Below are 21,170 nucleotides of genomic sequence, written 5' to 3' on the forward strand. Positions count from 1 at the left end.
AGGTGCGTTTTAATGGACATCGTTCACTCGATGCAGGTTTTCGTCAGCGTCATGGAAACCGGCAGTTTCACCAAGGCAGCACAGGCCTTACACCTTCACCGGCCTGCTGTTTCCAAAACGATTCAGCTTTTGGAGCTGCAACTGGGAGGGCGATTGCTTAATCGAACAACTCGCCAGGTGAGCTTCACCCCTGAGGGTGAAGTGTTCTACAACCGGTGCAAAGCCATCTTGGCCGAGGTCGATGAGACCATGGCGTCATTCGGTAATCGTCCAGCACGACTCACTGGAAAGCTGCGTGTAGATATGCCTGTCGCCTTGGGGAAACTGCTTATCATCCCGTCCCTGATGGAGTTTAAAAGCCAATATCCAGATATCGAACTGACCCTTGGCGCGAGTGACAAGCCGATCGACATGATCGCAGAGGGAGTGGATTGTGTGGTGCGGTTGGGGCCCCTTGAAGACTCGAGCATGGTCGCTACCGGCATAGGTTTTCTACCGATGGTGACATGTGCTGCGCCGGCTTACCTTGAGCGCTTTGGAGAGCCCCGCACATTAGCCGACCTGGACACCCATCAAGCAGTCAATTATTTCTCCGGAACCCATCCACGGCCAATCGAATGGATCTTCGTCGTGGACGGGCAGGTGAAGACCATGCGCCTTAATTCGGGAATCAACGTGAATGATAGCGAAGCGTTCGTTGCGTCGGCACTAGCCGGGTTTGGACTGCTTCAAGCGCTTGAGTTAACGGTGCGAGAGCATCTAAAAGACGGTTCGCTTGTTCGAGTGCTGGGCGGTTACCCGGTACCTTCCAAGCGGGTCTCTATTCTCTACCCCCACCGAGACCTATTGCCGCCAAAGGTCGAGGTCTTTGTGCAATGGCTGAAGGCTTTGATGGCCACACATAACCTGGCCTAGACCGGATTGTTATTTTTGGGATAACAGTCTGTGTCTCTGGCCGGTCTTCTGGGCGGTGCAGTGACGGATTACCTTTGACGCTTTCCAGATACCGGGAGTTTACCCATGTCAAAAGTCGTCCGTTTCCACCGCGTAGGTGGCCCAGAAGTGCTGCAGATCGATGAAGTCGATGTACGTGAACCCGACGCCGGAGAGGTTCGAATCAAGGTGAAAGCTTTGGGGCTGAACCGCGCCGAGGCGATGTACCGTTCCGGCCAATACGGGTTCGTTCCTGAAATGCCTGCTGTCTTGGGTTATGAAGCAGCTGGCACCGTTGAAAGCATCGGAGAAGGAGTGACTGAGTACGCTGTAGGCGATGAAGTCAACGTAATCCCCGCGTTTTCCTTTGCTGATTACGGCATGTATGGCGAACTGGTCATCGCTCCGCTACACGCTCTTGTAAAGCAGCCTACTGGTATGACGGCAGTCGAGGGAGCAGCAACCTGGATGCAGTTTGTTACGGCATACGGCGCCCTTATCGACATTGGAAAACTCCAAAAAGGCCAAACTGCACTGATCCGCGCAGCTTCCAGTAGCGTCGGTTTAGCTGCTATTCAGATCGCAAATCTGGTGGGCGCGGTGCCTGTTGCGCTCACCCGTACAAGTAAGAAACGACAGGCTCTTCTGGATGCCGGGGCTGCCTACGTGATCGCAACTCAAGAGCAGGATCTGGTCACTGAGGTTAACCGCATTACTGACGGAAAGGGCGCTCGTATGGCGTTCGACCCGGTCGGAGGAGCTGAGGTTGCAAACATTCTTCGCTCGCTGTCTACCCGGGGTATTTTCTTCCAGTACGGCGCTCTCGAAACCGTTGATATGAGCATTCCGGTATGGGAAGTACTCGGCAAGAACCTGACTATTCGCGGATATCAGCTATTTGAGGTCACTCAAGAACCTGAGCGCATGAGTCGAGCCAAAGCCTTCATCACCAAGGGCCTTGAGGCTGGTGCGCTGCATCCGCTGATCGCCAAAACGTTCCCGTTAGCCCAGATTGTTGAGGCTCATCAGTACATGGAATCCAACACCCAAATCGGCAAAATCGTTATAGAAGTTTGACGCAACAATCGGTAAAAAACGAGGATACTCAGTTCTCGTTGTCCTGAAGCGTTGGCGATTACCTACCTTCTGAATCACACATATTGGTCGCAGACAGGCCGCATAGGAGGAGGGGGCTAGTCGCTCCTTCGGGCCAACGAGGCCCGGCTAGCCTACCAAGCTCAAGAACTCACTCGGGCGTCATGAGCACCGCAAGCGTCATATTGATGAACTCCTCGTTCTTGCTGATTGCGTCCAAAGCACCACGAACATTACCAGCCACCTCTGCTGATCCGCGTTGCTCGACCCAGAGTGTCAGCTCCAAGATCGCGGCTTCGAGGGCGAGTAGGTATTGATTGATCTTGAAGAGTGGGGGAGGGAGCAGGTCTGAATTTGGCATCGCAATTCCTCCGTGGAAGGGGTCAGCGTAGCAGCAGGAGACTTTCTAGAAATAGGTGGCCTTTTCCAGTAAATAGAAGTGCGGGGTAGCGCATCACTTAAGCCTTTTTGCGATGCTGCCAACCGCTATAGGCCCGCTCGTGCTTCTCATCGGAAACTGTCGACGTTCATTTGCTGTGATGGCTTATAGCCGCTAATAGTAAAGGGGTGCTTGAAGAGGGCGTGAAGATGATTTCGAGATTTGTTGTTGTCCCTGCAATCCCAACGGAAACGGGATCAATGCGTAACGGATCGCGCTTCTACTGCCAGACCGCGCCTATAGGCTTCAACCTCTATGACAATGAGGAGAAGCTTCGGCTGAAGACTACCTATCAGACTCGAAAAAAAGCCGAGAGTGAGTGCCAGCGACTCAACCAGGAGCGCCTTTGCACCTACAGTTGCGGGGGCAGTTCCGATTGATGCATTAGTAGCATCACGGATTCTCTATCAATCCCATTTGGAAACCGGCGGCGGCATGGTAGTCGATCATGCCGCCTGAGGTGAATCTATGTCCTGATCAGAAGTATTTGAGCCAACTGATATCGCGACGACGAGCCTTCAGCGCGGCAAACCAACGCACTGGTAAGTACAGCGTTACGGCCAGGAGTACTGCCGTCAGCCACACAGCCCAAATGCCGTCAAAACCGAAATAGCTGCCTTGATTCAAGCCGAACAACGTCACGCTGACCAGGTAGAGCACTTTTAGTACGTAAAGGTGGAGCAAGTAGAAGAACATCGGCGCCGCGCCAAATACCGCTAATATGCTGATCCACCTGCGTTGCTGAGCCCGCTCAAAACAAAGAAGCAGCAACATACCCACCCCTAGCGTCAGAGAGAGGAACAGTAGGGAAGGTGGGTATTTTGTGATGTTGAAGAAACTCATAAGGGTTTGTGTTGTGCTTTCATAGGCAACCCATTGTGCCTCGCCATAACCGTTTACCAGGCGCAATGCGATGAAGCTGATCAATGCGCCGGCTCCAGCCAGCAACAGATAGCGCTGACGCACGGTTGCTGAGGCAGAACCTGCGAACCAGGGGCCGATGCAGTAACCCAAGGCGATGACACCGATCCATGGCAGTACGGGATAGGAACTGCGCAGGCGCAAACTTTCAGAGAATTCCATCCAGCCGCGATCATGCAAAATAGCCCAAGGCACGTGCATCGCTGTTCCGACCGGGAAGTGCAGCGAATCGAGCAGGTTGTGCCCGGCCACTATGGCCAAGCCCAAAACACACAGGATTGGCCGAGGCAGCCAGACCAGTGCGGCGAGAGAAATCATGCTGACGCCAATAGCCCAGATCACCTGCATGTAAATCACACTGGGTGGGAATTGGAATGTCCAAGCGAAATTCACCAGGGTGAATTCAAGCACTACCAAGAACAGGCCGCGCTTGAACAGGAAGGTCGCCACATCGCTCTTGCCGTGGTGCTTTTTGCCGTATAGGAAAGCTGACAATCCAGTGAGAAGTACGAACACTGGCGCACATAAATGAGCGAGAGTTCGGCTGAAAAATAATGCCGGCTCGGTGGTGTCGATGACCATCGGGTCGGCTACTTGTCTGTGCAGAAAGAACGTTTCGCGCACGTGATCCAGCAGCATAAAGATGATCACCAATCCCCTAAGGGCATCGATGGACATCAGGCGTTGACTTACGCTCGTGGTGGGCAGGATTTGAGTAAAATTTGTCATCAAAAGTCGCACGCAAGGAATGGTTAGCGCTGCCAGGAAATACCGACAGATCAGATATGGTTATCTTATAACATATCATTATGTTGTGGCTGTAGTGCTTACTAGACGGTAGGATCATTTCGGTGTCATGAGTACCGCGAGTGTCATTTTTATGAACTCCTCGTTTTTATTGATGGTGTCTAGAGCGCCCCGAACGTTACTAGCGACATCTGCTGATCCGCGCTGTTCGACCCAGAGGGCCAGCTCCATGATGGCGGACTCAAGAGCGAGTTGGTTCTGGTTGATCTTGAATAGCAGGGAAGGGAGCAGGTCTGAATTTGGCATCGTGATTCCTTCGTTGAAGAGGTCAGCGTAGCAGCAGGAGACTCTTTAGGAAGATATGGCCTTTCCAGCAAATAGAGGTGCTGTGGCTAGGGGAGAGCAGCAGTAGGGCGTGATACAGATTTAATATTTGCCTACCAGGACTCTTCATGTGCCCTTGGCATCGTCAAGTCGTCCGCTATCCCAGGCTTCAGTGAGTTCATCGATTCGATCCGCGATTTGAGGTGTCTTTGATAGGACAAGGCACCGTGTGTTGCCGACAAATTCTTCAATCAGATACACGGCGTCGCCGACATCCAGCTCCAGTTCCTGCAGAGCCTCATCGGGAATCCGAATTGCGCCGTCGCCATCCCATTCTTCGATGATGATTTTCATAGGTGGCTTTTTCACGTGTGCTCTCCATTGCTTTTGAATCGGCAATGGTAACGTGCTTTTGCTTCCAGGCTCATTGGGCAGCGAGCAAGCGTTCGAGCTGTTCACGCTCCCAGGCACTCAACAGTTCAACAGGATCGGCTCCGTCACTGTGGCTAACCCAAGTGTCCCGACTCAGCCATCAGGCGATCTGCAGTACTCGTAGGCTAGGGTGTCCCAGTCATTGAAGAGTGTGAGCTGCCAGCCATCAATCTCTACGAGTAGGCTGCATTCGGGGCATTGTGGATAGGCGCCCAACCACGGTTGGGCGCCATTTGACTCAGCCAGTGTGGTGACTCTCGGCAAGGCCATAGACGGATGTGTCGATGCCTTCGAAGCGCGCTTTTATCTGCAGCGCCAGATACAGCGAATAATGCCGTGACTGATGCAGGTTGCCACCGTGGAACCAGAGGTTTTCCTGCTGTGTTGGCTTCCACATGTTCCGCAGTTCGCCCTCGTACGGGCCAGGATCATTCGTGGTTCCAGAACCCAAGCCCCAGCAGCGGCCGACCTTGTCAGCTACTTCCTGGGAAATCAGCTTCGCCGCCCAACCATTCATTGAGCCATAGCCCGTGGCGTAGACGATCAGATCTGCCGGTAGTCGGCTGCCATCGTTGAGTACGACGGCATCTGCTTCGATGCGTTCGACACCCAGGCCAGGCGCGCTCTTGAGCCTGATCGTGCCGTTAGCGATCAGTTCGCAGGCGCCGACGTCGATGTAGTAACCAGAACCACGGCGTACATACTTCATGAAAAGGCCAGATTCATCGTCACCGAAATCTAGCATGAAGCCGGCCTTGGCCAAGCGCTCGTAGAAGTCCTTGTCGCGCTCCTTGATCGCGTCAAAGATGGGTTGATGAAAGCTTGGCATGACCTTGTAGGGGATTGAGGCGAACAGCATGTCAGCCTTGTCCGTGGTCAAACCCGTCTCCAGGGCGTCTTCAGAGTAGAGCCCGCCGAAGACGAGATCCATTAAACTGTCGGAGCGCACGATGTGGGTGCTGGAGCGTTGCACCATGGTCACCTCGGCGCCGTTCTCCACCAAGTCGGCGCAGATGTCGTGAGCCGAATTGTTCGCGCCGATGACCACCGCGCGCTTGCCGCTCCAGGCGTCTCCGCCGGGATGGCGGCTGGAATGATGCTGCTGGCCATTGAAAACCTCGGCACCCGGATAACTGGGAACATTGGGTACACCAGACATGCCGGTGGCGAGGATCAACTGGGTAGGCTGTAAAGTCACACGCTCGCCATCGCGCTGCACTTCAACCTTCCAGGTGCCACTTTGCTCGTCAAAGCTGGCGCTCACGCATTCCGTACGCGGCCAATAATTGAGCTCCATGACTTTGGTGTACATTTCCAGCCAGTCGCCAATCTGGTCTTTTGGGGTGAAGACTGGCCAGTGATCGGGGAAGGGCAGGTAAGGCATATGGTCGTACCAGACAGGGTCGTGCAGGCACAGCGACTTGTAGCGACCGCGCCACTGATCACCAGGACGCTCGGCCTTGTCGACGATCAGAGTTGGCACACCCATTCGCTTGAGCCGCGCAGCGAGCCCCAGCCCACCCTGGCCGCCACCCACGATCAGGCAGTATGGTTGGGTGGTGATGCCTAGCGAAGCTTCTTCATCGCGACGGCGCTCTAGCCAGTTGCGTTTGTCGGTGTTGGCGTGACCATGATTGGCACCCATTGGACGACGGCGGCCGCTGGGTTCTTCAAAGCCTTTGAGCTCGCGCATGGTCGTCAACAGCGTCCAGCACAGGCCCTCCTTTAGACGCACGTAGCCTTTACCTCGCGCCGCATCGGTTTCCACGCTGATCCAACCTTCGAGCACACCGTCATTCAGCGTCGCCTCACCTTCCAGTTTCCATCGCTCAGGACGAGTCTGGTCGAGGCGTGTTTCGAGCATGTCTCGGATGGCAGGCTTGCCTTCCAAGGTCACTAAGTTCCAGCTGAAAAGTAGTAGGTCACGCCAGTGACACTCTTCGGCAAACAGTTCCAGTACGCCGTCCACATCACGTTGGGCGAGACGCTCGCCGAGGTTTTCGATCCAAGCAGCGAGCTGAGCAGTTGGCGTGTGCAGAGGCGTTTCGACAGCGATGTTCATGGGGCTTCTCCAGATCTTGTTGTTTTTGTACAACTTGCTCCAGAGCAAGGCTCGGGCCACCTTCGCGAAAGCCCCATTGCAGAGCTGCTGCGGCAGTATTGCTCAGGCTTGGGTTCACCTCTCTGTCACGATTCTGGAAAGGGTGGATGACAGAGTGTCACTCGGTGCAAAAAGCGCTCGTTGCGATCTTTTCATATAAGCTGCGAACAGACCCGTGTCCTAACCGTAACGGAGAACAAGAACAATGAAGCCGGCCTTGATCAACGCCCATGCACAACAAGTGCTGCAAGCCGTGCAGGACACTCACGCCAGCCATGGCCCTATTGTTGACCGTGCCATCACACGATCTTGGCGTCGGTGCCTGGATCAGTATCAGCTCGATCCTGCCAGTCGCCGCGCACCGAACGTGGTTGAGCATCCACGCTTGCAGGATCACCGCGCGCCACTGGAACACATCATCGCTGTGGCGCACTGGCAGATGAGCAACCTGCACCAACAACTCGGACGTGATGGTCACGTGGTGCTACTCACCGATGCTCGCGGTGTGGCGATCGACAGTGTGTTTAACGAATCCGAACGAGCCGAATTTCAGCGTTCCGGGCTGTGGCTCGGCTCTGTATGGAGTGAAGATTGCGAAGGCACCAACGGTGTCGGCACCTGCTTGGTCGAGCGAGCGGACGTAACCATCCGTCGTGATGAGCATTTCCGTGGCAAGCACGTCGGTCTTACCTGTTCGGCGAGCCCGATATTTGATGCGAGTGGAGAGTTGCTAGCCGTGCTCAACCTCTCTTCTGTAAGGGACGACCACAGCCTTCAGCAACACTTCCAGGCCATGGCATTGACCAACCTATCGGCCAAGTTAATAGAGAGCTGTTTTTTCTTGGGGCATGATCCACAGCGTTATTTGCTGCGCTTCCACCCTGAGGCAGGCTTCGTTGGACTGTTGGGTGAAGGTCTGCTCAGTTTCGACGAGAGTGCCCGTATTTGCTCAGTCAATCATGCTGCACTGGATCTGTTGGGGCTCAGCCGTGATCAAGTGATCGGCCAGTCTCTAACAGCGCTGTTGGAAACACCTATTGAGCAGGTGATGAGCCAGGCCAGCGCTCAGCCGAGTGTCTGTTGGCCAGTGCGGCTGGTGGACGGACGCCAGTTCTATGGGCAGCTGCGAGAACCCGCGCACCAGGCGCCTTTAGTCATTCCCGCGACCCCCAAAATCAACGATGTGCACGTGTGCTTGGAAGACCCACGCCTGCAACGCGGCTTTGCTCGCGCATTACGTGTTTTGGAGCGTGACGTTCCGGTGTTTTTACAGGGCGAAACCGGTACTGGCAAAGAAGCTTTTGCTGCGGCGCTGCACCGCGCCAGCTCCCGAGCGACCCAGCCGTTTGTGGCGATCAATTGCGCAGCCATTCCAGAAGCGCTTATCGAAAGCGAGCTGTTCGGCTATCGCGGCGGCAGCTTCACCGGTGCACGTAAAGACGGGATGATCGGTAAGCTGGAACAGGCCCACGGCGGCATACTATTTCTTGATGAGATCGCCGATATGCCTCTGGCTTTACAGACTCGCCTGCTACGCGTGTTGGAGGAGCGTCAGGTGGTGCCCTTAGGCGGCGCGACGGCACGTCCGCTCGATGTTCGCCTCATCAGTGCCAGCCACCAGGATCTGCACGCCTGTGTGGCCGAAGGGCGCTTGCGCGAGGATCTGTTCTACCGCGTTGCCGGATTCGCCGTGCAGCTCCCACCGCTGCGTGAACGATCAGACAAGGGGCGTTTGCTGGACCTATTGCTGCGCGAGGAGGCAGCAGGGGTCAGGATTCGGCTAGAGGCGGGCGTCAGAGAGCGCCTGCTGACGCAGCCTTGGCCGGGCAATGTCCGGCAGTTGCGTACGTGCCTGCGCACACTGGTAGCGTTGGCATTGGAGGGGCGTGTCACCCTTGACGATTTGGCGGAGTTGCTGCCGGCAGTGCCAGCGACAGTTGCGCTGGCTGAAAATCCGCTAGGCGTATCCGAGCGGCAGACACTGCTCACATTGATTGAGGCGGAACACTGGCATATAGCCCATGTTGCCGCTCGCCTAGGGATCAGCCGCAATACGCTCTATCGCAAACTGCGTCATCACGGTATTTCACGACCCGGTTGAATGACATCGTCGCGTTTCCTGCCTCTATGAACTTGGACTGAGGGTAGATACGACATGTGTTCTCGACCTTATCGGTTGACCGGAGAGGGAAGGGCTCGTTTAAGCTTCGTTACGTGCCTCAGTCAGCGGTAGCACCTGATGTTGATTGTTGCTGTCGCGCCTTTGGGCAAGGCCCGGCTCGACGAAAGCCTTTCCGAAGTTCGGAGCACTATCTTGAGTCCGCGCGACTCAACTAATAACGAGACTGTGACAACAACCAGGCGTCTACCTTTTCCTGTTTATTGAGAACGCAAAGCTTCGGTCTTCCAATGCTAAGGAGGTCAAGCAACCGTTGGCTGTCCATATCCGTAGGGAACCACTCGTTGATTTCGACACTGCAGTACTGGGAGTCGCAAATGCCCATCTTGCGATCATGTCCGCAGCAGCCTTTGTGCAGGAAGAGAATCGGGGGCAGGGATGACCTCACCACAAGAGCGTATTCGGCTACCCGTAGATGATCCTTGAATGATAGGCGCCAGATGCCACCTGCAGTTTGCTCAGGCATGCAGCGGTTTCCGGTGCGAGTACGTTAATGCTAGCGAGACCGTCGGCACGCGGGTCAACTTGGCATCGGCGTCAACAGCTCCGGGTGAGTAGTAGGTAGATCACATTGCGATAGGGGTCGAAATACAAGCAGGAATGTGGTGATGAGTCCGCAGGTATGAACGCCCTCATCTGTTCGCGCGTCCTGAGCACGAGCTTCCAGTCCATGAAAGTTTCCATGTAGCCCCGCCCCCAGTTGTCCGGTGTAAAGTTTGCGATCAGGAGTTTACCTCCTGGATTCAGTTTACCCATCAGCCAAGCTGTAAGCGCCATTGCCTGGGCGCGATTTAGGTAGTCATAGATGCCAATACTGTAGATGAAGTCGAATCCATCGTAATCATCACTTGCAGGCAGCTTCTTGACATTGCACTGCCACTTGATGATTTCCGACCAAGTTAGAGTGGCAAGCTTCAGCGTCTCTAAGTCATTATCAAATGCGACGAAGCGCTGGATCCGCAGTCGGGTCTCGGGTTTGAGAAGCTCCAGCTCTCGGCAGTGGCCACAAGCGACGCTCATGATAGAAAGCGTTTCCCGACGGGATGCCAGCCGCTCAATCAAGCCTGCAATGTGCTCACGGCGCCAGCGTACGCTCAGTGCATTTGGGCTTGAGGTGACAACCTCGAATATCAATTTTCCGATCGCGCTGGAGTCGGGAGGCGGATTCTGAAAGTAGGCGTAATCCAGCATTACGGCATCCCCTGGGTAGCCTCTGGGCTTTTCGAAAGCTCGTGAGGTGTAGGGGTCTTCCTGGAGTAGTTGAAAAATCGGATGTTCACGGCATTGATCGACTATGTCGTCCTGCCAGAGCGTGTCGGGCAAACTTTGGCGGTATTCCGTTAGCAGCTCGGTCATGCAAGTGATGGCGTGCATATGGTCGCCACCGAGAATTTCTTGCTGGAAAATATCAAGTTCGCTAATCAGGCCTCTCATCATCAACCTCCGCTGCGCCGCAAAGTAGGTGAGCCACTGTCATAGATTAGTAGAACCGGTGCGGTGCAGTACCTCTCACGGAGAGAGGCGCAAGTCAAAAGCTTTCAAAGCTGCTTCTAATTGTTCAATTTTTGATGTGTGTAAAAAGTCCACTAGGCGATCACTCTGTGCCTGGTGCACGCCGAGCAACCGGCACAAGTCAGCCTTGCGCATATCTCGCTCCATCATGGCGTTCCATAGCGCGATCTTCGCCACGGTTACCGCTGGCAAACGGACTACATGCTCACCAGCCTCCGGCGCAGATGCTACTGGTATGACTCGTCGCTGATCGACGTAAATGGATAGAGTTGTCTCGATCGCGTCCAGGGCCTCGCTGATTGCGCTCTCCCGATCGTCGCCATAGCTGTTCAGCTCTGGAAGGTCGCGGCAGAACATGGCAAGTCCTGAAGCACTGCTTTCCTCAAAGCGGATTGCATAGTCGTACATGGTCACTCCTCGGAGGTCATCGCGGTAATTTCACTCGCGCGCTGCGTCGGTAGGCGAGTGAGAGCGTCCTTCAGGTAGGCATACGGATCATGGGGTAGATCACTCCGGTGTCATTTGCACCGCTAGAGTCATGGTGATTAACTCCTGATTCTTGCTGATCGTTTCCAGCGCACCACGTACGTTGCCTCCAACTTCGCCCGATCCACGCTGCTCAACCCAGAGTGTCAGTTCCATGATGGCGGCCTCAAGGGCGAGCTGGTTTTGATTGATCTTGAAGAGTAGGGAAGGGAGCAGGTCTGAATTTGGCATCGCGATTCCTCCGTGGAAGGGGGCAGCGCAGCAGCAGGAGACTCTTTAGGAATAGATGGCCTTCCCAGTAAATAGAAGTGCGGGGTAGCGCATCACTTAAGCCTTTTTGCGATGCTACCAACCACTATAGGCCCGCTCGTGCTTCTCATCGGAAACTGTCGACGTTCATTTGCTGTGGTGGCTTATAGCCGCTAATAGTAAAGGGGTGTTTGGAGAGGGCGTGAAGATGATTTCGAGATTTGTTGTTGTCCCTGCAATCCCAACGGAAACGGGATCAATGCGTAAGGGATCGCGCTTCTACTGCCAGACGGCACCTATAGGCTTCAACCTCTATGACAATGAGGAGAAGCTTCGGCTGAAGACTACCTATCAGACCCGAGAAGTAGCCGAGGGAGAGTGTCAGCGGCTTAATCTTGAGCGACTTCAAAGCGTCCTTTCGGAACGGGAATCCGTGACTGAGCTATAGGCATTCACTCCCGCATAGTCATCAGGCGCCCGGTTTCCTAAACGAGTGGGTCAGGAACTCGCGGAAGCACGGCCTACACCACTCTGATGTGGAGGCTCGGCATTCAGGCGCGAACAAACAACATCTGCCTCTGCCCTGATCTCGAACACGCCATGCTTGCTAGCTGAGCCTCCCTTGACAAGATCAACGACCCTGTATCGCTTACTGCCATCTTCCATTCCTGTGGTTTCGATGACTCTGAATCTTGGGTGCATGGTGCGTTCCCTGCTGAAGATGGAGCCCTACAAGTACCGGTAAGACTGCATGATTTCAACAAGCATGCAGGACTGAGCTGAGACAATTTATGACAGCCAGTCGGCTTATCATAAGGTGAGGGTGTCGTTGGTCTCGGCATTTCTGAGAAGCCTTAGGCACTTCATGCAGACAGTGCCCTAGGCTAGGGTTTCTTTAGCTCAGGCTGGCGTAGCTTTCAGACAGTGCGCTGCTCGGCCCTCCCATTTAGCAATCACCAACGGAGCCAAGGCATTTCCAAGCACGTTCAGAGCGGTCGTCGGCATTTCCATTAGGCGGTAAACCCCGGCAATGAACGCGATGCCTTCCAGTGGCAGCCCAGCACTGGCCAGTGTGGCTGAGAGAATCACGAACATGAATCCCGGCACACCAGCAGCCCCCTTGGACGTCAGAACCATGGTGACCACCAGCAAAGCCTGATCGCCAAAGCTCAGATCGATGCCATAGAGCTGTGCCACAAACAAGGTGCCGATGCCGAGGAACAGCGAAGCACCGTCAAGGTTGAAGGAGTAGCCTACCGGCACCACGAAACTGACCAGTGAAGGTGGAACACCGTAGATTTCCAATTTCTTCATCAACTGCGGCATCACCGCCGCCGAGCTAGCGCTGGAGAACGCCAAGATCAGCTCATCTTTGATGTGGCGCATCAGAGCGAACAGGTTAATTCCGCAGAATCGTGCCACCAAGTTCAGTACCACCAGGACGAAGAATGCAATCGCCACGTAGCTGACCATGATTAACTTGGCCAGTGGGAGGAGAGAGCTGAAACCGAAGTTGGCCACGGTCACGGAAATCATTCCGAACACGCCAATGGGCGAGTAGGCCATGATCATTGATGTGACCTTGAACATCGCTTCAGATACGCCACGCAGTAGCGTGATCACCGGTTCCTTTCGTTCGTTGCTCAGCTTGGAAACGCCGAGGCCAAACATCACGGCGAAGAACAGCACTGAAAGCAGGCTGCCTTGAGCCATGGCATTGACCACGTTGTCGGGGATGATTCCGACAATAATCTGCCCGAGGCTATGACCGGCTCCGCTGCTGGTTGGCAGAGTGATAGCGGCGGCTTTAAGGCTCGCCAAATCTGTGCCGGCTCCGGGTTTGAGTAGGTGGCCGATCACCAATCCGACGATGATCGCCAAGGTAGTAATGCTGAAGAAATAGGTCAGCGACTTGACCCCGATGCGCCCAAGGGATTTGCCGTCACCGTGACCGGCAATGCCAACCACCATGCAGGAAAACACTATGGGGACGACGATCATCTTCATCAGTTTGATGAAGATGTCGCCGGCTGGTCGCAGGAGGCTGTCAACCAGCCACGTGCGAGATTCAGGAAAACGGTGCAGCAGGGCGCCGATGGCAATGCCGGCGAGCAGGCCAATCATGATTTGCCATACCAGCGCGATACGGGGCTTGTGCATGGGGATGCCTCATTTGATGACAATGATTATGAGTGTTGTTCTAGGCAGTCAATGAGCAGCCGTCCGGTGGCTGTCGGGTGGTGCGATTTACCGTCAGCGCAATCGTTGACACGCTTCTTTGAGGCGACGGCAGCCTTCTTCGATTACGTCCAGTGAGCTGGCAAATGACAGTCGGATATAGGGCGACATGCCGTAAGCGGCGCCGCTAACCGTGGCCAATCCGTGCTCTTTGAGCAGGTAGGCAACAAGCTGCGAATCGCTGTTTAAGCGCTCACCACTTTCTGTGGTTTTACCCATCAGCCCGCTGACGTTGGCAAACACATAAAAGGCGCCGTCCGGTGGGATGAAGCTCAGACCGTTGATCGATTGCAGCAATGCCAGCATTTGATCGCGTCGTTGTCGGTACACCTCGCGCATGTCGGCAATCGGCCCCTGGTCGCCGGCAAACGCTGCCACCGCTGCGGCCTGACTTATAGAGCTGGGGCAGGTAGTGGTTTGCGAAAGCAATTTGCCAATGGCTCCAATCAACCACGCAGGCCCTGCGCCAAAGCCCAGTCGCCAACCAGTCATGGCGTAACCCTTGGATGCTCCGTTGACGATCAACGTGCGTGACTTGAGGTCTGGAGCGAGTCGGGTTAGTGACACATGTACGGCGTCGCCGTATACGAACTGTTCGTAAATTTCATCGGCCATGATCAATACGTGAGGATGCTGACGCAGCACGGCAGCGAGCGCTAGAAGTTCAGTTTCGTCGTAGACCGCACCGCTTGGGTTGTTTGGGGTGTTGAGAATCACCCATTTACTGCGCGGGGTAATGGCCTGCTCCAAAGCCTGGGGTGAAAGCTTGAAACCGTTGGATTCGTCCCCCGGGATGATCACCGGCGTGGCGTCGTTCAGTCGGGCGATGTCCGGGTAAGAAACCCAGTAAGGTGTGTGCACGATGACTTCATCACCTAGGTTCAAGGTCGCGGCCAAGGCGTGATAGATGATGTGTTTGCCGCCACAACCGGCGACGACTTCGTCGAGCCCGTAAGCCAGTCCATTGTCGCGCTCAAGCTTGTGGCAGATAGCCTGGCGCAGGGTGAGCGTGCCGGTGGTGGCGGTGTAATGGGTGTCACCGCTATGCATCGCGGCACTGGCGGCTCGGAGAATATGCTCCGGGGTGTCGAAGTCTGGTTCGCCTACGGTGAAGTTAACTATGTCCCGGCCTTGGGCGCGTAACTCAGTCACCAGTGCATTGGCAGCAATACTCGGCGAAGGCTCAATGCCCAGCACTCGATTAGACAAAAATGCATTGCTCATGATGTTCCCCTCAATCGGCCAGGCCGGCCTGTTTCAAGACCTTGTCCATCCAGCTTTGGCGGACAGCTCCGGTAGCGATTTCGGCTTTTACTTCTTCTTCGTGAGCTGCGTGCTGCGCGGCGCGGCGTAGAACCTCAGCGGCATCTGCCTGGGAGAAGGCCACAAGGCCATCTTCATCGCCCACCAGCAGATCACCTGGCTGGATCAACATGCCACCGATTGACACCGGCACGTTGATCTCTCCAGGGCCGCTTTTGTAGGGGCCACAGTGCACGACACTTCGGGCGTAGCAAGGGGTATCGTCGAAGCTGGCGACATCACGGATCGCGCCGTCGATGACGAAACCGACGCAACCTCGTTGCTGGGCGTAAAGCTTGACCAGCTCGCCGATCACCGCGTTGTTGGTGTCGCCCTGAGCATCAACCACCAGCACGTGACCGGGTTGCAACATGCTCATGGCCTTGTAGATCAGCAGGTTGTCGCCGGGGCGGGTTTTGACGGTCAGTGCGGTACCAACCAGTTTTCCGCTGCGGTTATAGCGGGTCAGTCCGCGAGCGCCGATGTGCCGACCGAGGTTGTCGCTTATGTGCGGGGTGACCACGTGGGCAAACGCTTCGAGCAATTCGGCAGCGGCTAGCGGCGGATTGGGAAGGATGCGTGAACCGGGCAAGGACATGGCTGATCTCCGAAAGAATGAGGTAGCAGCCGGTGAGGGCTGTGGCTCGATCTTAGGAGTGATAAATAAACAGTTTTAGCGATATTTTATTATGAAGTAGTATCGCTTTTTTTCATGTTGGTTTCTTGATGATCACCTTCAAACAAATTGACGCGCTGTACTGGATTGCCGAGTTGGGCAGCTTTGAAGCGGCAGCGAACAAGCTGAACATGTCTCAGTCGGCTATTTCCAAGCGCATCCAGGAGCTGGAAGAAACCTTCGACGTGGAGATTTTTGACCGCAGCAAGCGCAACGCTCGGTTGACCGAAAAGGGCGGGGAACTGCTCGATTACGCCAAGGACTTGCTTGAGCGTCGCGACTATTTGCTGGAGCGCGTAAGTGCCCGTGAAGTCTTGGTGCGAAGGTTTCGACTCGGTGTCACCGAACTGACTGCGCTGACCTGGTTGCCAGCGCTGGTAGAGGCGCTGCGACAAGCTTATCCAAAGGTGCAAATCGAGCCTTCGGTGGAACTGAGCAGTGAACTGTTTCGAAAGCTGGAAAACGATCAGCTTGATCTGGTCATCGTTCCGGACGTTTACAACGATGCTCGATTCGTAAGTACGCCACTGAAAAGCGTTGAGAATGCCTGGATGTGTGCTCCAAGCCTGATCGCCGATCCGGACCCTGTGAGCCTCGATGTCTTGGCCGGGTGCACGGTGCTGACCCAAGGTTCACAGTCCGGCACTGGCTTGATCTACGAACGATGGTTGGCCTCTCATAACGTGCAGATGCCCAAAACCATCACCAGTCACAACTTACTGGTGCAGGTAGGGCTAACTTTGTCCGGGGTGGGGGTCAGTTACCTGCCTAAGGCCTGTCTATCGCACTTGATCGACCGAGGTGCGTTGCGAGCATTGGTCACGACTCCAGGATTACCACGGATCCGTTATGCCGCGCTTCATCGTACAGACCGCCAGTTTGGACTGAATCAGAACGTGGCGCAGTTGGCACTGCAGTGCTGTGATTTTTCTCGACTGCTGTTGTAGGGAATCCCATTGCTACACAACATTGGCTGATCTATACCACTGTGTTTCGCAGAGACTTAAGTAGAAAACGAGCCTGAGATTACCGTATGGCAGGGCATGCGAAATCACCATTGAATTGATGCACAGCTTGCCTTACTTAAGCCCGGGTAATCATCAAGGGCAAGATTAGGCTTGTCGTCTTCAACCGCGTCGGATTCCGGTTTACGAATCACTCCGGCTTCAGCATCCGCACGCATCTGCTCGAGCTCCTTGTGAAATGCCTTGTCTTGAACCGTGGGCTTGTTGGTGTATGGCTTTCGTTCGGGTTCAGGCTGTGCTGCATAAGTCGTAACCGCGCCAGGGTCATGCTGTAGCTTTTCTTGAACTTGCGATTCGAGCATCGCACGTAGCGCGTCTTTGTCGGGCCGAGTTAGCAATTTGTCACTCCTATTAGGAAACCAGGCACCCAGTAATCGACTGGGCCAGTGGTCGGTTGGATAACATCCAATCGATCGTGTTGAAAATGTGGGCTGCAGATACAACCACAGGATTTCAGGTCGAAGAGAAGAGGCGGATCACCAATTTCTTCCAACACGGCGAACGTGTCAAATTGGGTACATGCCTGGGATGATTTCGTAGTCGACAGAAACATAGGTAGTGAGGGAGTACAAAGCTACAACCTCGTTACGATTTTTCCAGCGTGCTGATAATTGGTGTCGGCCTCGACGTGGGTATCGCTGGCTGCATCGTTGGATGGTCTGACTAAGGTGTGGAACCGAGCTACCTTCACTCGCTTGCTGGAGCATGCCTTGATCAACGCTCCTCAGGGGGTGGCATTGATCATGCTGGATGTCGATCATTTCAAGCAGTTCAATGACCGGTATGGCCATCCTTTGGGTGATCGCGTACTTGAGCATGTTGGTCAGATGTTACGGAGCTCAATCCCGCCTCAGGCCCTGGCGGCACGCTATGGTGGTGAAGAGTTCTGTGTAGTCCTGCAAGAGTGTTTTGATCTCACCAGTGCTCATACTTTTGCTGAGCAGCTGCGTCTGAAAATTCAGGCACTGCGGATCAAAGTTCGTGGCACGGATGAGGTGCTGGACACTGTTACTGCATCTTTTGGTTTCGCAATCGCCAAAGCGGGTGACGATGTGGAAAGCCTTCTGACCCGTGCCGATGATGCGCTCTATCTAGCCAAGCGCAGAGGGCGCAGCCGAGTGAACTGAAACTGGTGTACAGACTCTAGCGGCAATCACAATGATCTCCGCCGCGGGCTACTTCGGGCTCACGTTGCGCAGTTCGTATCAACTGGACGAAAGCGTTCGGAACGATCTTCTGGTACTCGAATATGGCGGCGTCAAAGAATCCGAGATTGAGCCGGCGGAGCTACAGCTCAGGCGCCTGTACGATGCCGTTGCTGTTCATTCAACGGTGGAGTGACAGGCGCGTTATTCTGTTCCGCAGAAACCATGTATCAGGCAACGTGTGCTTGGTGGAGAGGCTATGACTGAGCAGGTGAGAAAGGATTTATCAGACTGGCACCCTGATTGCGGACATTGCCCACCGCTCGGTCAACCTTAAACCACTCGAAGGCTTCGGTCGGCTCACCCTCGAGCAGCACGATCTGCTCGGCATGTTCTTTAGGTATGCCCGGGTCTAGCCATTCCCGGGCCAGTTCCGGCGATAACGTCACTGGCCGCCGGTCATGAATGTCCACCATGCCGCCGGCGCTGTCGGCGGTGATGATGACGAAACCGTCATGCTCGCCGGGCTCGTGTTCGCCGATGGGGTACTGACCGATCGCAGCACAGAGGATCGGCGTCTGGTCACAGTGGCGAATCAGGTAGGGCTGTTTCTTCGGACCGCCTTCGTAAACCCACTCAAACCAATTGTCGATCGCGATGATTGCCCGGTGCGGCCAGATGGCTTTGAAGAATGGCCCGTGGGCGACTTTCTCAACCCGAGCGTTAATTGGCGTGGTGCGGTCTTTGGCCCAATGCGGGCGCCATCCCCAGCGAACCATATCGGCGCGTAGAAACTGGCCTTCTTGGTGGAAGAGGGCGAGTTGAGTGGTCGGCGCGGCGTTATAGCGCTCAAAAGGCTGGTCGCCGGCATAGTTGATTAGGGCGTTGGGGATGCTGAGTGCCGCGACGAAGTCGTGAATGCCCCGATACTGGGAAAGGCGTCCGCACATGATTGCACCCTCCGGCTGTGTATTCAGAGTAGACCCGTGGCCGCTGGTTTCGTTACAAACCCTTGGCCAGCGCAGGTCGGGCAATCTTCATACCGGTCAAAGCGATCAAGGCAGGCCGGACAGGTGCCGAACCTTGCCAGATCGATAAGCGGTCGCACTCTTTCGAAGATGCGCAGATCGCGGCACTCCTGGGCGACTTGGGCGGCGTCCACCAATGCGCGGTAGAGGTCCGGATCCTCGATCGGCTCGTGGGTGACGCCCTCGACTGTTCTTCCAGTTTCTATGAGGTCGTACTGCTGCCCATCCGGTAGGGTCAAGGTAAGCCCGATGATTCTCGCCACGGTCCCGGACGGGGTGAACACAAGGTTCGCTCCAGTGGCATCGTGGTAGATCTTCCCGTCGTAGGAGAATCGCGTACGGTCGGCAAGCGTGCTCGCGGCATAGAAAATCGAACGCCCAATCTTGCCCATCAGCTCGGTGCTTCCGTGCCGCATGACGTCGTAGGTAGAGGCGCCGCAGTAGCGTCCCGGCGCGGTCTGCAATTCCTCCACGGCGTGCCAGTAGGCGGCGTTCGCCAATTCGTTCATGTCGAACTGCTGGAGTTCATCGATCAACCCCTCGATGACAAGGGTGGCGCTCATTGAATGAAGGGTCTGTCGGTGGGCCTCGGGGTTCTGCATTCGAAAGTCGTGGTCGTCGAGGGTCGAGCGCCACTGCTGAAGTCTCAGCGCTTTAGCCTGGTCGAAATTCATGTGATGGGATCGCTGTACAGATACTGGTTGTATGTACAGTAATGTAGCCGTGACGATCCGGCGAGGGGGAGGCGACGAGCAGTCGCTTTACGTCAATCCGGTGTTGTCAGGACGCCCGCCTCCCGAAAGACACAGGAAGGCGGCGACCATCTCCGCTGTGAGGATTTCTTGTTTCCGACCCGGTTGCACGGCTCAGATCATCTCTCCACCAGGCAGTACGCTCGAATAGTAAAAACATGGGTAACAGCCGTTGGCCTTGACCCAAACATGTACGGTACTCACTCGCTGCGGCGAACCAAGGTAGCGTTGATCTATCGCAGGACAAAGAACTTAAGAGCAATCCAACTCCTGCTTGGGCATACGAAGCTTGAAAGCACCGTTAGGTACCTGGGTATCGAGGTCGGTGATGCCCTGGAAATGGCTGAACAGACGGAGGTGTAATTCCCCAGCTACGGTCACAACTAAACTGTCGCCAATAGCTGCCAGTAAGGTGAACCGGACTGACTAACCGAATTCTCCTCGACATAACTGTTGACTGGCTCTTGGTGTGCAGTCGGTTAGCCGATGTCCAGTTTCTTCAATCGAGCCAGGCCTTGTTTGATATGACCGGCGTTTTCACCCATGGTCCACAGTGCGCCACGGACATTTCCGCCCACTTCCTGTGCCCCTTGCTCCTCAATCAGTAGGGTCAACTCCATAATGGCCGCCTCTAGGGCCTGCTGGTTTTCGAACAGCCTTTCCAGTACATCCGACAGTGAATAATCGCTTGGCATGGTGTCGATTCCTTTCGAGAGAGCCCAAGCATAGCAGCGACAGTGCCCCCAATTGGAACCTGCAATAGGTTGATTGGTGTATGGTCAGCTGACGAAGCTATTTACCGGTTACTTTTGACCCAAAACGGACTTTCGATCTTAATGAAAGATGCGGTATAGAGTTTATTCGTGGTGCGGCTCGCCAAGGAAAGTCAGCGAGCTGAACAAACTCTGCTTGTCTACCGGCGCGCCTTCGGGCATCGGGAGTGTGAATTGCGCGGCGATAATGTTCAGGCCTTCGTTGCGCACCTTGATACGTGCGCGTCCTTCCTTGTCAGTCTTGCCACTGACTTCGTGGGGTGCACTGCGGTAGTCGCCGACTAGTTCGATATCGGCAGTGGGCTTGCCGTCAACCAACACCTGCACTTCTAGTTCCTTGCCAACGCCGATCTTCGCAGGATCGCTTTGAGGAATAATCGCCAAGCGGAGCATTTCTAGCTTCGGTAGGTGCGCGCCTTCTTGATAGATCGCCAGACTGTATTTGAAACTATGGGTCGAGGCGATGGCGTCTTTCACCTGAGTACGGTCTTGATTGACCCATCGCTTGTCCAGAGTCTGCGACCAGGGACCATTGTCCAGTTCCACAGCCATGACCGCTGGTGAACTAAGCGGATGCAGGCGGGCGTGGTCTGCCAGGCGCTGGACGGTCACGGGGATCATTTTGCCAGTCACATCAAAGGCCCATCCACCTTTGATCTTCTCGGCTTTGAACGCATCGTCTTCGGCTCCATGGCCGTACACCACCTCGATATTGCCACGACGTTCCTCGGTCCACAGGCCGTGGGCGTTAGCCTGTGTGGAAGCAACGAGAGCCAGCACGGCGGCGATTTTAAATGAAGATTGCATGGTGAT

General features: G+C 55.2%; 22 protein-coding genes and 2 pseudogenes. 7 read left to right on the forward strand and 17 right to left on the reverse strand.

What is annotated here, in order from left to right; all coding sequences use genetic code 11:
- Positions 1–51: 51 nt before the first annotated feature.
- Together ABH912_RS02155 and ABH912_RS02160 are read left to right on the forward strand one after the other, a co-directional pair.
- Positions 52–915 carry a LysR substrate-binding domain-containing protein gene (locus ABH912_RS02155; RefSeq protein ID WP_429513004.1) on the forward strand — a complete coding sequence of 288 codons (864 nt, stop codon included), beginning with the start codon at positions 52–54 and terminating at the stop codon, positions 913–915.
- A 105-nt stretch (positions 916–1,020) separates the two neighbouring features.
- On the forward strand, positions 1,021–2,010 hold the full coding sequence (locus tag ABH912_RS02160; protein ID WP_429509447.1) for a zinc-dependent alcohol dehydrogenase family protein: 990 nt from the start codon (positions 1,021–1,023) through the stop codon (positions 2,008–2,010).
- A 169-nt stretch (positions 2,011–2,179) separates the two neighbouring features.
- Here the strand turns inward: ABH912_RS02160 and ABH912_RS02165 are convergent, their stop codons facing one another.
- The 6 genes from ABH912_RS02165 to ABH912_RS02190 all read right to left on the reverse strand — a co-directional run bounded on the left by ABH912_RS02165 (position 2,180) and on the right by ABH912_RS02190 (position 6,953).
- A complete protein-coding gene (locus ABH912_RS02165; protein WP_429509448.1) occupies positions 2,180–2,389 on the reverse strand; it encodes a hypothetical protein in 210 nt (69 codons plus the stop codon).
- A 555-nt stretch (positions 2,390–2,944) separates the two neighbouring features.
- On the reverse strand, positions 2,945–4,117 hold the full coding sequence (locus tag ABH912_RS02170; RefSeq protein WP_429509449.1) for a DUF1624 domain-containing protein: 1,173 nt from the start codon (positions 4,115–4,117) through the stop codon (positions 2,945–2,947).
- A 114-nt stretch (positions 4,118–4,231) separates the two neighbouring features.
- Positions 4,232–4,441 carry a hypothetical protein gene (locus tag ABH912_RS02175; RefSeq protein WP_429509450.1) on the reverse strand — a complete coding sequence of 70 codons (210 nt, stop codon included), beginning with the start codon at positions 4,439–4,441 and terminating at the stop codon, positions 4,232–4,234.
- A gap of 144 nt (positions 4,442–4,585) precedes the next feature.
- Entirely contained in the window at positions 4,586–4,828 is a 243-nt protein-coding gene (locus ABH912_RS02180; RefSeq protein WP_033053916.1) for an AbrB/MazE/SpoVT family DNA-binding domain-containing protein, read from the reverse strand.
- Positions 4,829–4,883: 55 nt separating this feature from the next.
- A complete protein-coding gene (locus ABH912_RS02185) occupies positions 4,884–4,988 on the reverse strand; it encodes a DUF7693 family protein (RefSeq protein ID WP_429513006.1) in 105 nt (34 codons plus the stop codon).
- Positions 4,989–5,129: 141 nt separating this feature from the next.
- Complete coding sequence (locus ABH912_RS02190; RefSeq protein ID WP_429509451.1) at positions 5,130–6,953, reverse strand: NAD(P)/FAD-dependent oxidoreductase; 1,824 nt, start codon at positions 6,951–6,953, stop codon at positions 5,130–5,132.
- Between the two features lie 244 nt (positions 6,954–7,197).
- Here ABH912_RS02190 and ABH912_RS02195 point away from each other — a divergent pair, with 244 nt between their 5' ends.
- Positions 7,198–9,093 carry a sigma-54-dependent Fis family transcriptional regulator gene (locus ABH912_RS02195; protein WP_429509452.1) on the forward strand — a complete coding sequence of 632 codons (1,896 nt, stop codon included), beginning with the start codon at positions 7,198–7,200 and terminating at the stop codon, positions 9,091–9,093.
- A 615-nt stretch (positions 9,094–9,708) separates the two neighbouring features.
- Here the strand turns inward: ABH912_RS02195 and ABH912_RS02200 are convergent.
- The 6 genes from ABH912_RS02200 to ABH912_RS02225 all read right to left on the reverse strand — a co-directional run bounded on the left by ABH912_RS02200 (position 9,709) and on the right by ABH912_RS02225 (position 15,556).
- Positions 9,709–10,605 carry a class I SAM-dependent methyltransferase gene (locus ABH912_RS02200; protein WP_033053920.1) on the reverse strand — a complete coding sequence of 299 codons (897 nt, stop codon included), beginning with the start codon at positions 10,603–10,605 and terminating at the stop codon, positions 9,709–9,711.
- 75 nt (positions 10,606–10,680) lie between these two features.
- The gene (locus ABH912_RS02205; RefSeq protein WP_033053921.1) at positions 10,681–11,091 is read right to left on the reverse strand and encodes a type II toxin-antitoxin system HicB family antitoxin; all 411 of its coding nucleotides are present in this window, start codon (positions 11,089–11,091) and stop codon (positions 10,681–10,683) included.
- Between the two features lie 99 nt (positions 11,092–11,190).
- Positions 11,191–11,400: a hypothetical protein gene (locus ABH912_RS02210; RefSeq protein WP_429509453.1), complete on the reverse strand. Its 210-nt coding sequence runs from the start codon at positions 11,398–11,400 to the stop codon at positions 11,191–11,193.
- Between the two features lie 918 nt (positions 11,401–12,318).
- Positions 12,319–13,578 carry a cation:dicarboxylate symporter family transporter gene (locus tag ABH912_RS02215; RefSeq protein ID WP_429509454.1) on the reverse strand — a complete coding sequence of 420 codons (1,260 nt, stop codon included), beginning with the start codon at positions 13,576–13,578 and terminating at the stop codon, positions 12,319–12,321.
- Between the two features lie 93 nt (positions 13,579–13,671).
- Positions 13,672–14,880, reverse strand: a complete 1,209-nt coding sequence (locus tag ABH912_RS02220) for a pyridoxal phosphate-dependent aminotransferase (protein ID WP_429509455.1) — start codon at positions 14,878–14,880, stop codon at positions 13,672–13,674.
- 10 nt (positions 14,881–14,890) lie between these two features.
- Complete coding sequence (locus tag ABH912_RS02225; protein WP_429509456.1) at positions 14,891–15,556, reverse strand: RraA family protein; 666 nt, start codon at positions 15,554–15,556, stop codon at positions 14,891–14,893.
- A 128-nt stretch (positions 15,557–15,684) separates the two neighbouring features.
- Here ABH912_RS02225 and ABH912_RS02230 point away from each other — a divergent pair, with 128 nt between their 5' ends.
- Positions 15,685–16,581 carry a LysR family transcriptional regulator gene (locus ABH912_RS02230; RefSeq protein WP_033060758.1) on the forward strand — a complete coding sequence of 299 codons (897 nt, stop codon included), beginning with the start codon at positions 15,685–15,687 and terminating at the stop codon, positions 16,579–16,581.
- Between the two features lie 104 nt (positions 16,582–16,685).
- Here the strand turns inward: ABH912_RS02230 and ABH912_RS02235 are convergent, their stop codons facing one another.
- On the reverse strand, positions 16,686–16,961 hold the full coding sequence (locus ABH912_RS02235; RefSeq protein ID WP_033060817.1) for a hypothetical protein: 276 nt from the start codon (positions 16,959–16,961) through the stop codon (positions 16,686–16,688).
- Positions 16,962–17,297: 336 nt separating this feature from the next.
- Between ABH912_RS02235 and ABH912_RS02240 the strand changes: the two are divergent.
- Positions 17,298–17,786, forward strand: a pseudogene (locus ABH912_RS02240) (GGDEF domain-containing protein); the annotation flags it as partial.
- 31 nt (positions 17,787–17,817) lie between these two features.
- Entirely contained in the window at positions 17,818–18,000 is a 183-nt protein-coding gene (locus tag ABH912_RS02245) for a hypothetical protein (RefSeq protein WP_429509457.1), read from the forward strand.
- 61 nt (positions 18,001–18,061) lie between these two features.
- On the opposite strand, the gene ABH912_RS02250 is transcribed toward ABH912_RS02245, so the two are convergent.
- Positions 18,062–18,754, reverse strand: a complete 693-nt coding sequence (locus ABH912_RS02250) for an SOS response-associated peptidase family protein (RefSeq protein WP_429509458.1) — start codon at positions 18,752–18,754, stop codon at positions 18,062–18,064.
- Between the two features lie 23 nt (positions 18,755–18,777).
- The gene (locus ABH912_RS02255) at positions 18,778–19,506 is read right to left on the reverse strand and encodes a hypothetical protein (protein ID WP_429509459.1); all 729 of its coding nucleotides are present in this window, start codon (positions 19,504–19,506) and stop codon (positions 18,778–18,780) included.
- A 150-nt stretch (positions 19,507–19,656) separates the two neighbouring features.
- Here ABH912_RS02255 and ABH912_RS02260 point away from each other — a divergent pair.
- Positions 19,657–19,947 (forward strand): annotated as a pseudogene (locus ABH912_RS02260) (tyrosine-type recombinase/integrase); the annotation flags it as partial.
- Positions 19,948–20,063: 116 nt separating this feature from the next.
- Here the strand turns inward: ABH912_RS02260 and ABH912_RS02265 are convergent.
- Together ABH912_RS02265 and ABH912_RS02270 are read right to left on the reverse strand one after the other, a co-directional pair.
- A complete protein-coding gene (locus tag ABH912_RS02265; protein ID WP_053184852.1) occupies positions 20,064–20,279 on the reverse strand; it encodes a hypothetical protein in 216 nt (71 codons plus the stop codon).
- 162 nt (positions 20,280–20,441) lie between these two features.
- Positions 20,442–21,164: a DUF4198 domain-containing protein gene (locus ABH912_RS02270; RefSeq protein WP_429509460.1), complete on the reverse strand. Its 723-nt coding sequence runs from the start codon at positions 21,162–21,164 to the stop codon at positions 20,442–20,444.
- Positions 21,165–21,170: the final 6 nt, after the last annotated feature.

The sequence above is a fragment of the Pseudomonas sp. BT76 TE3572 genome (assembly GCF_050435365.1).
GTDB lineage: Bacteria > Pseudomonadota > Gammaproteobacteria > Pseudomonadales > Pseudomonadaceae > Aquipseudomonas > Aquipseudomonas fluorescens_W.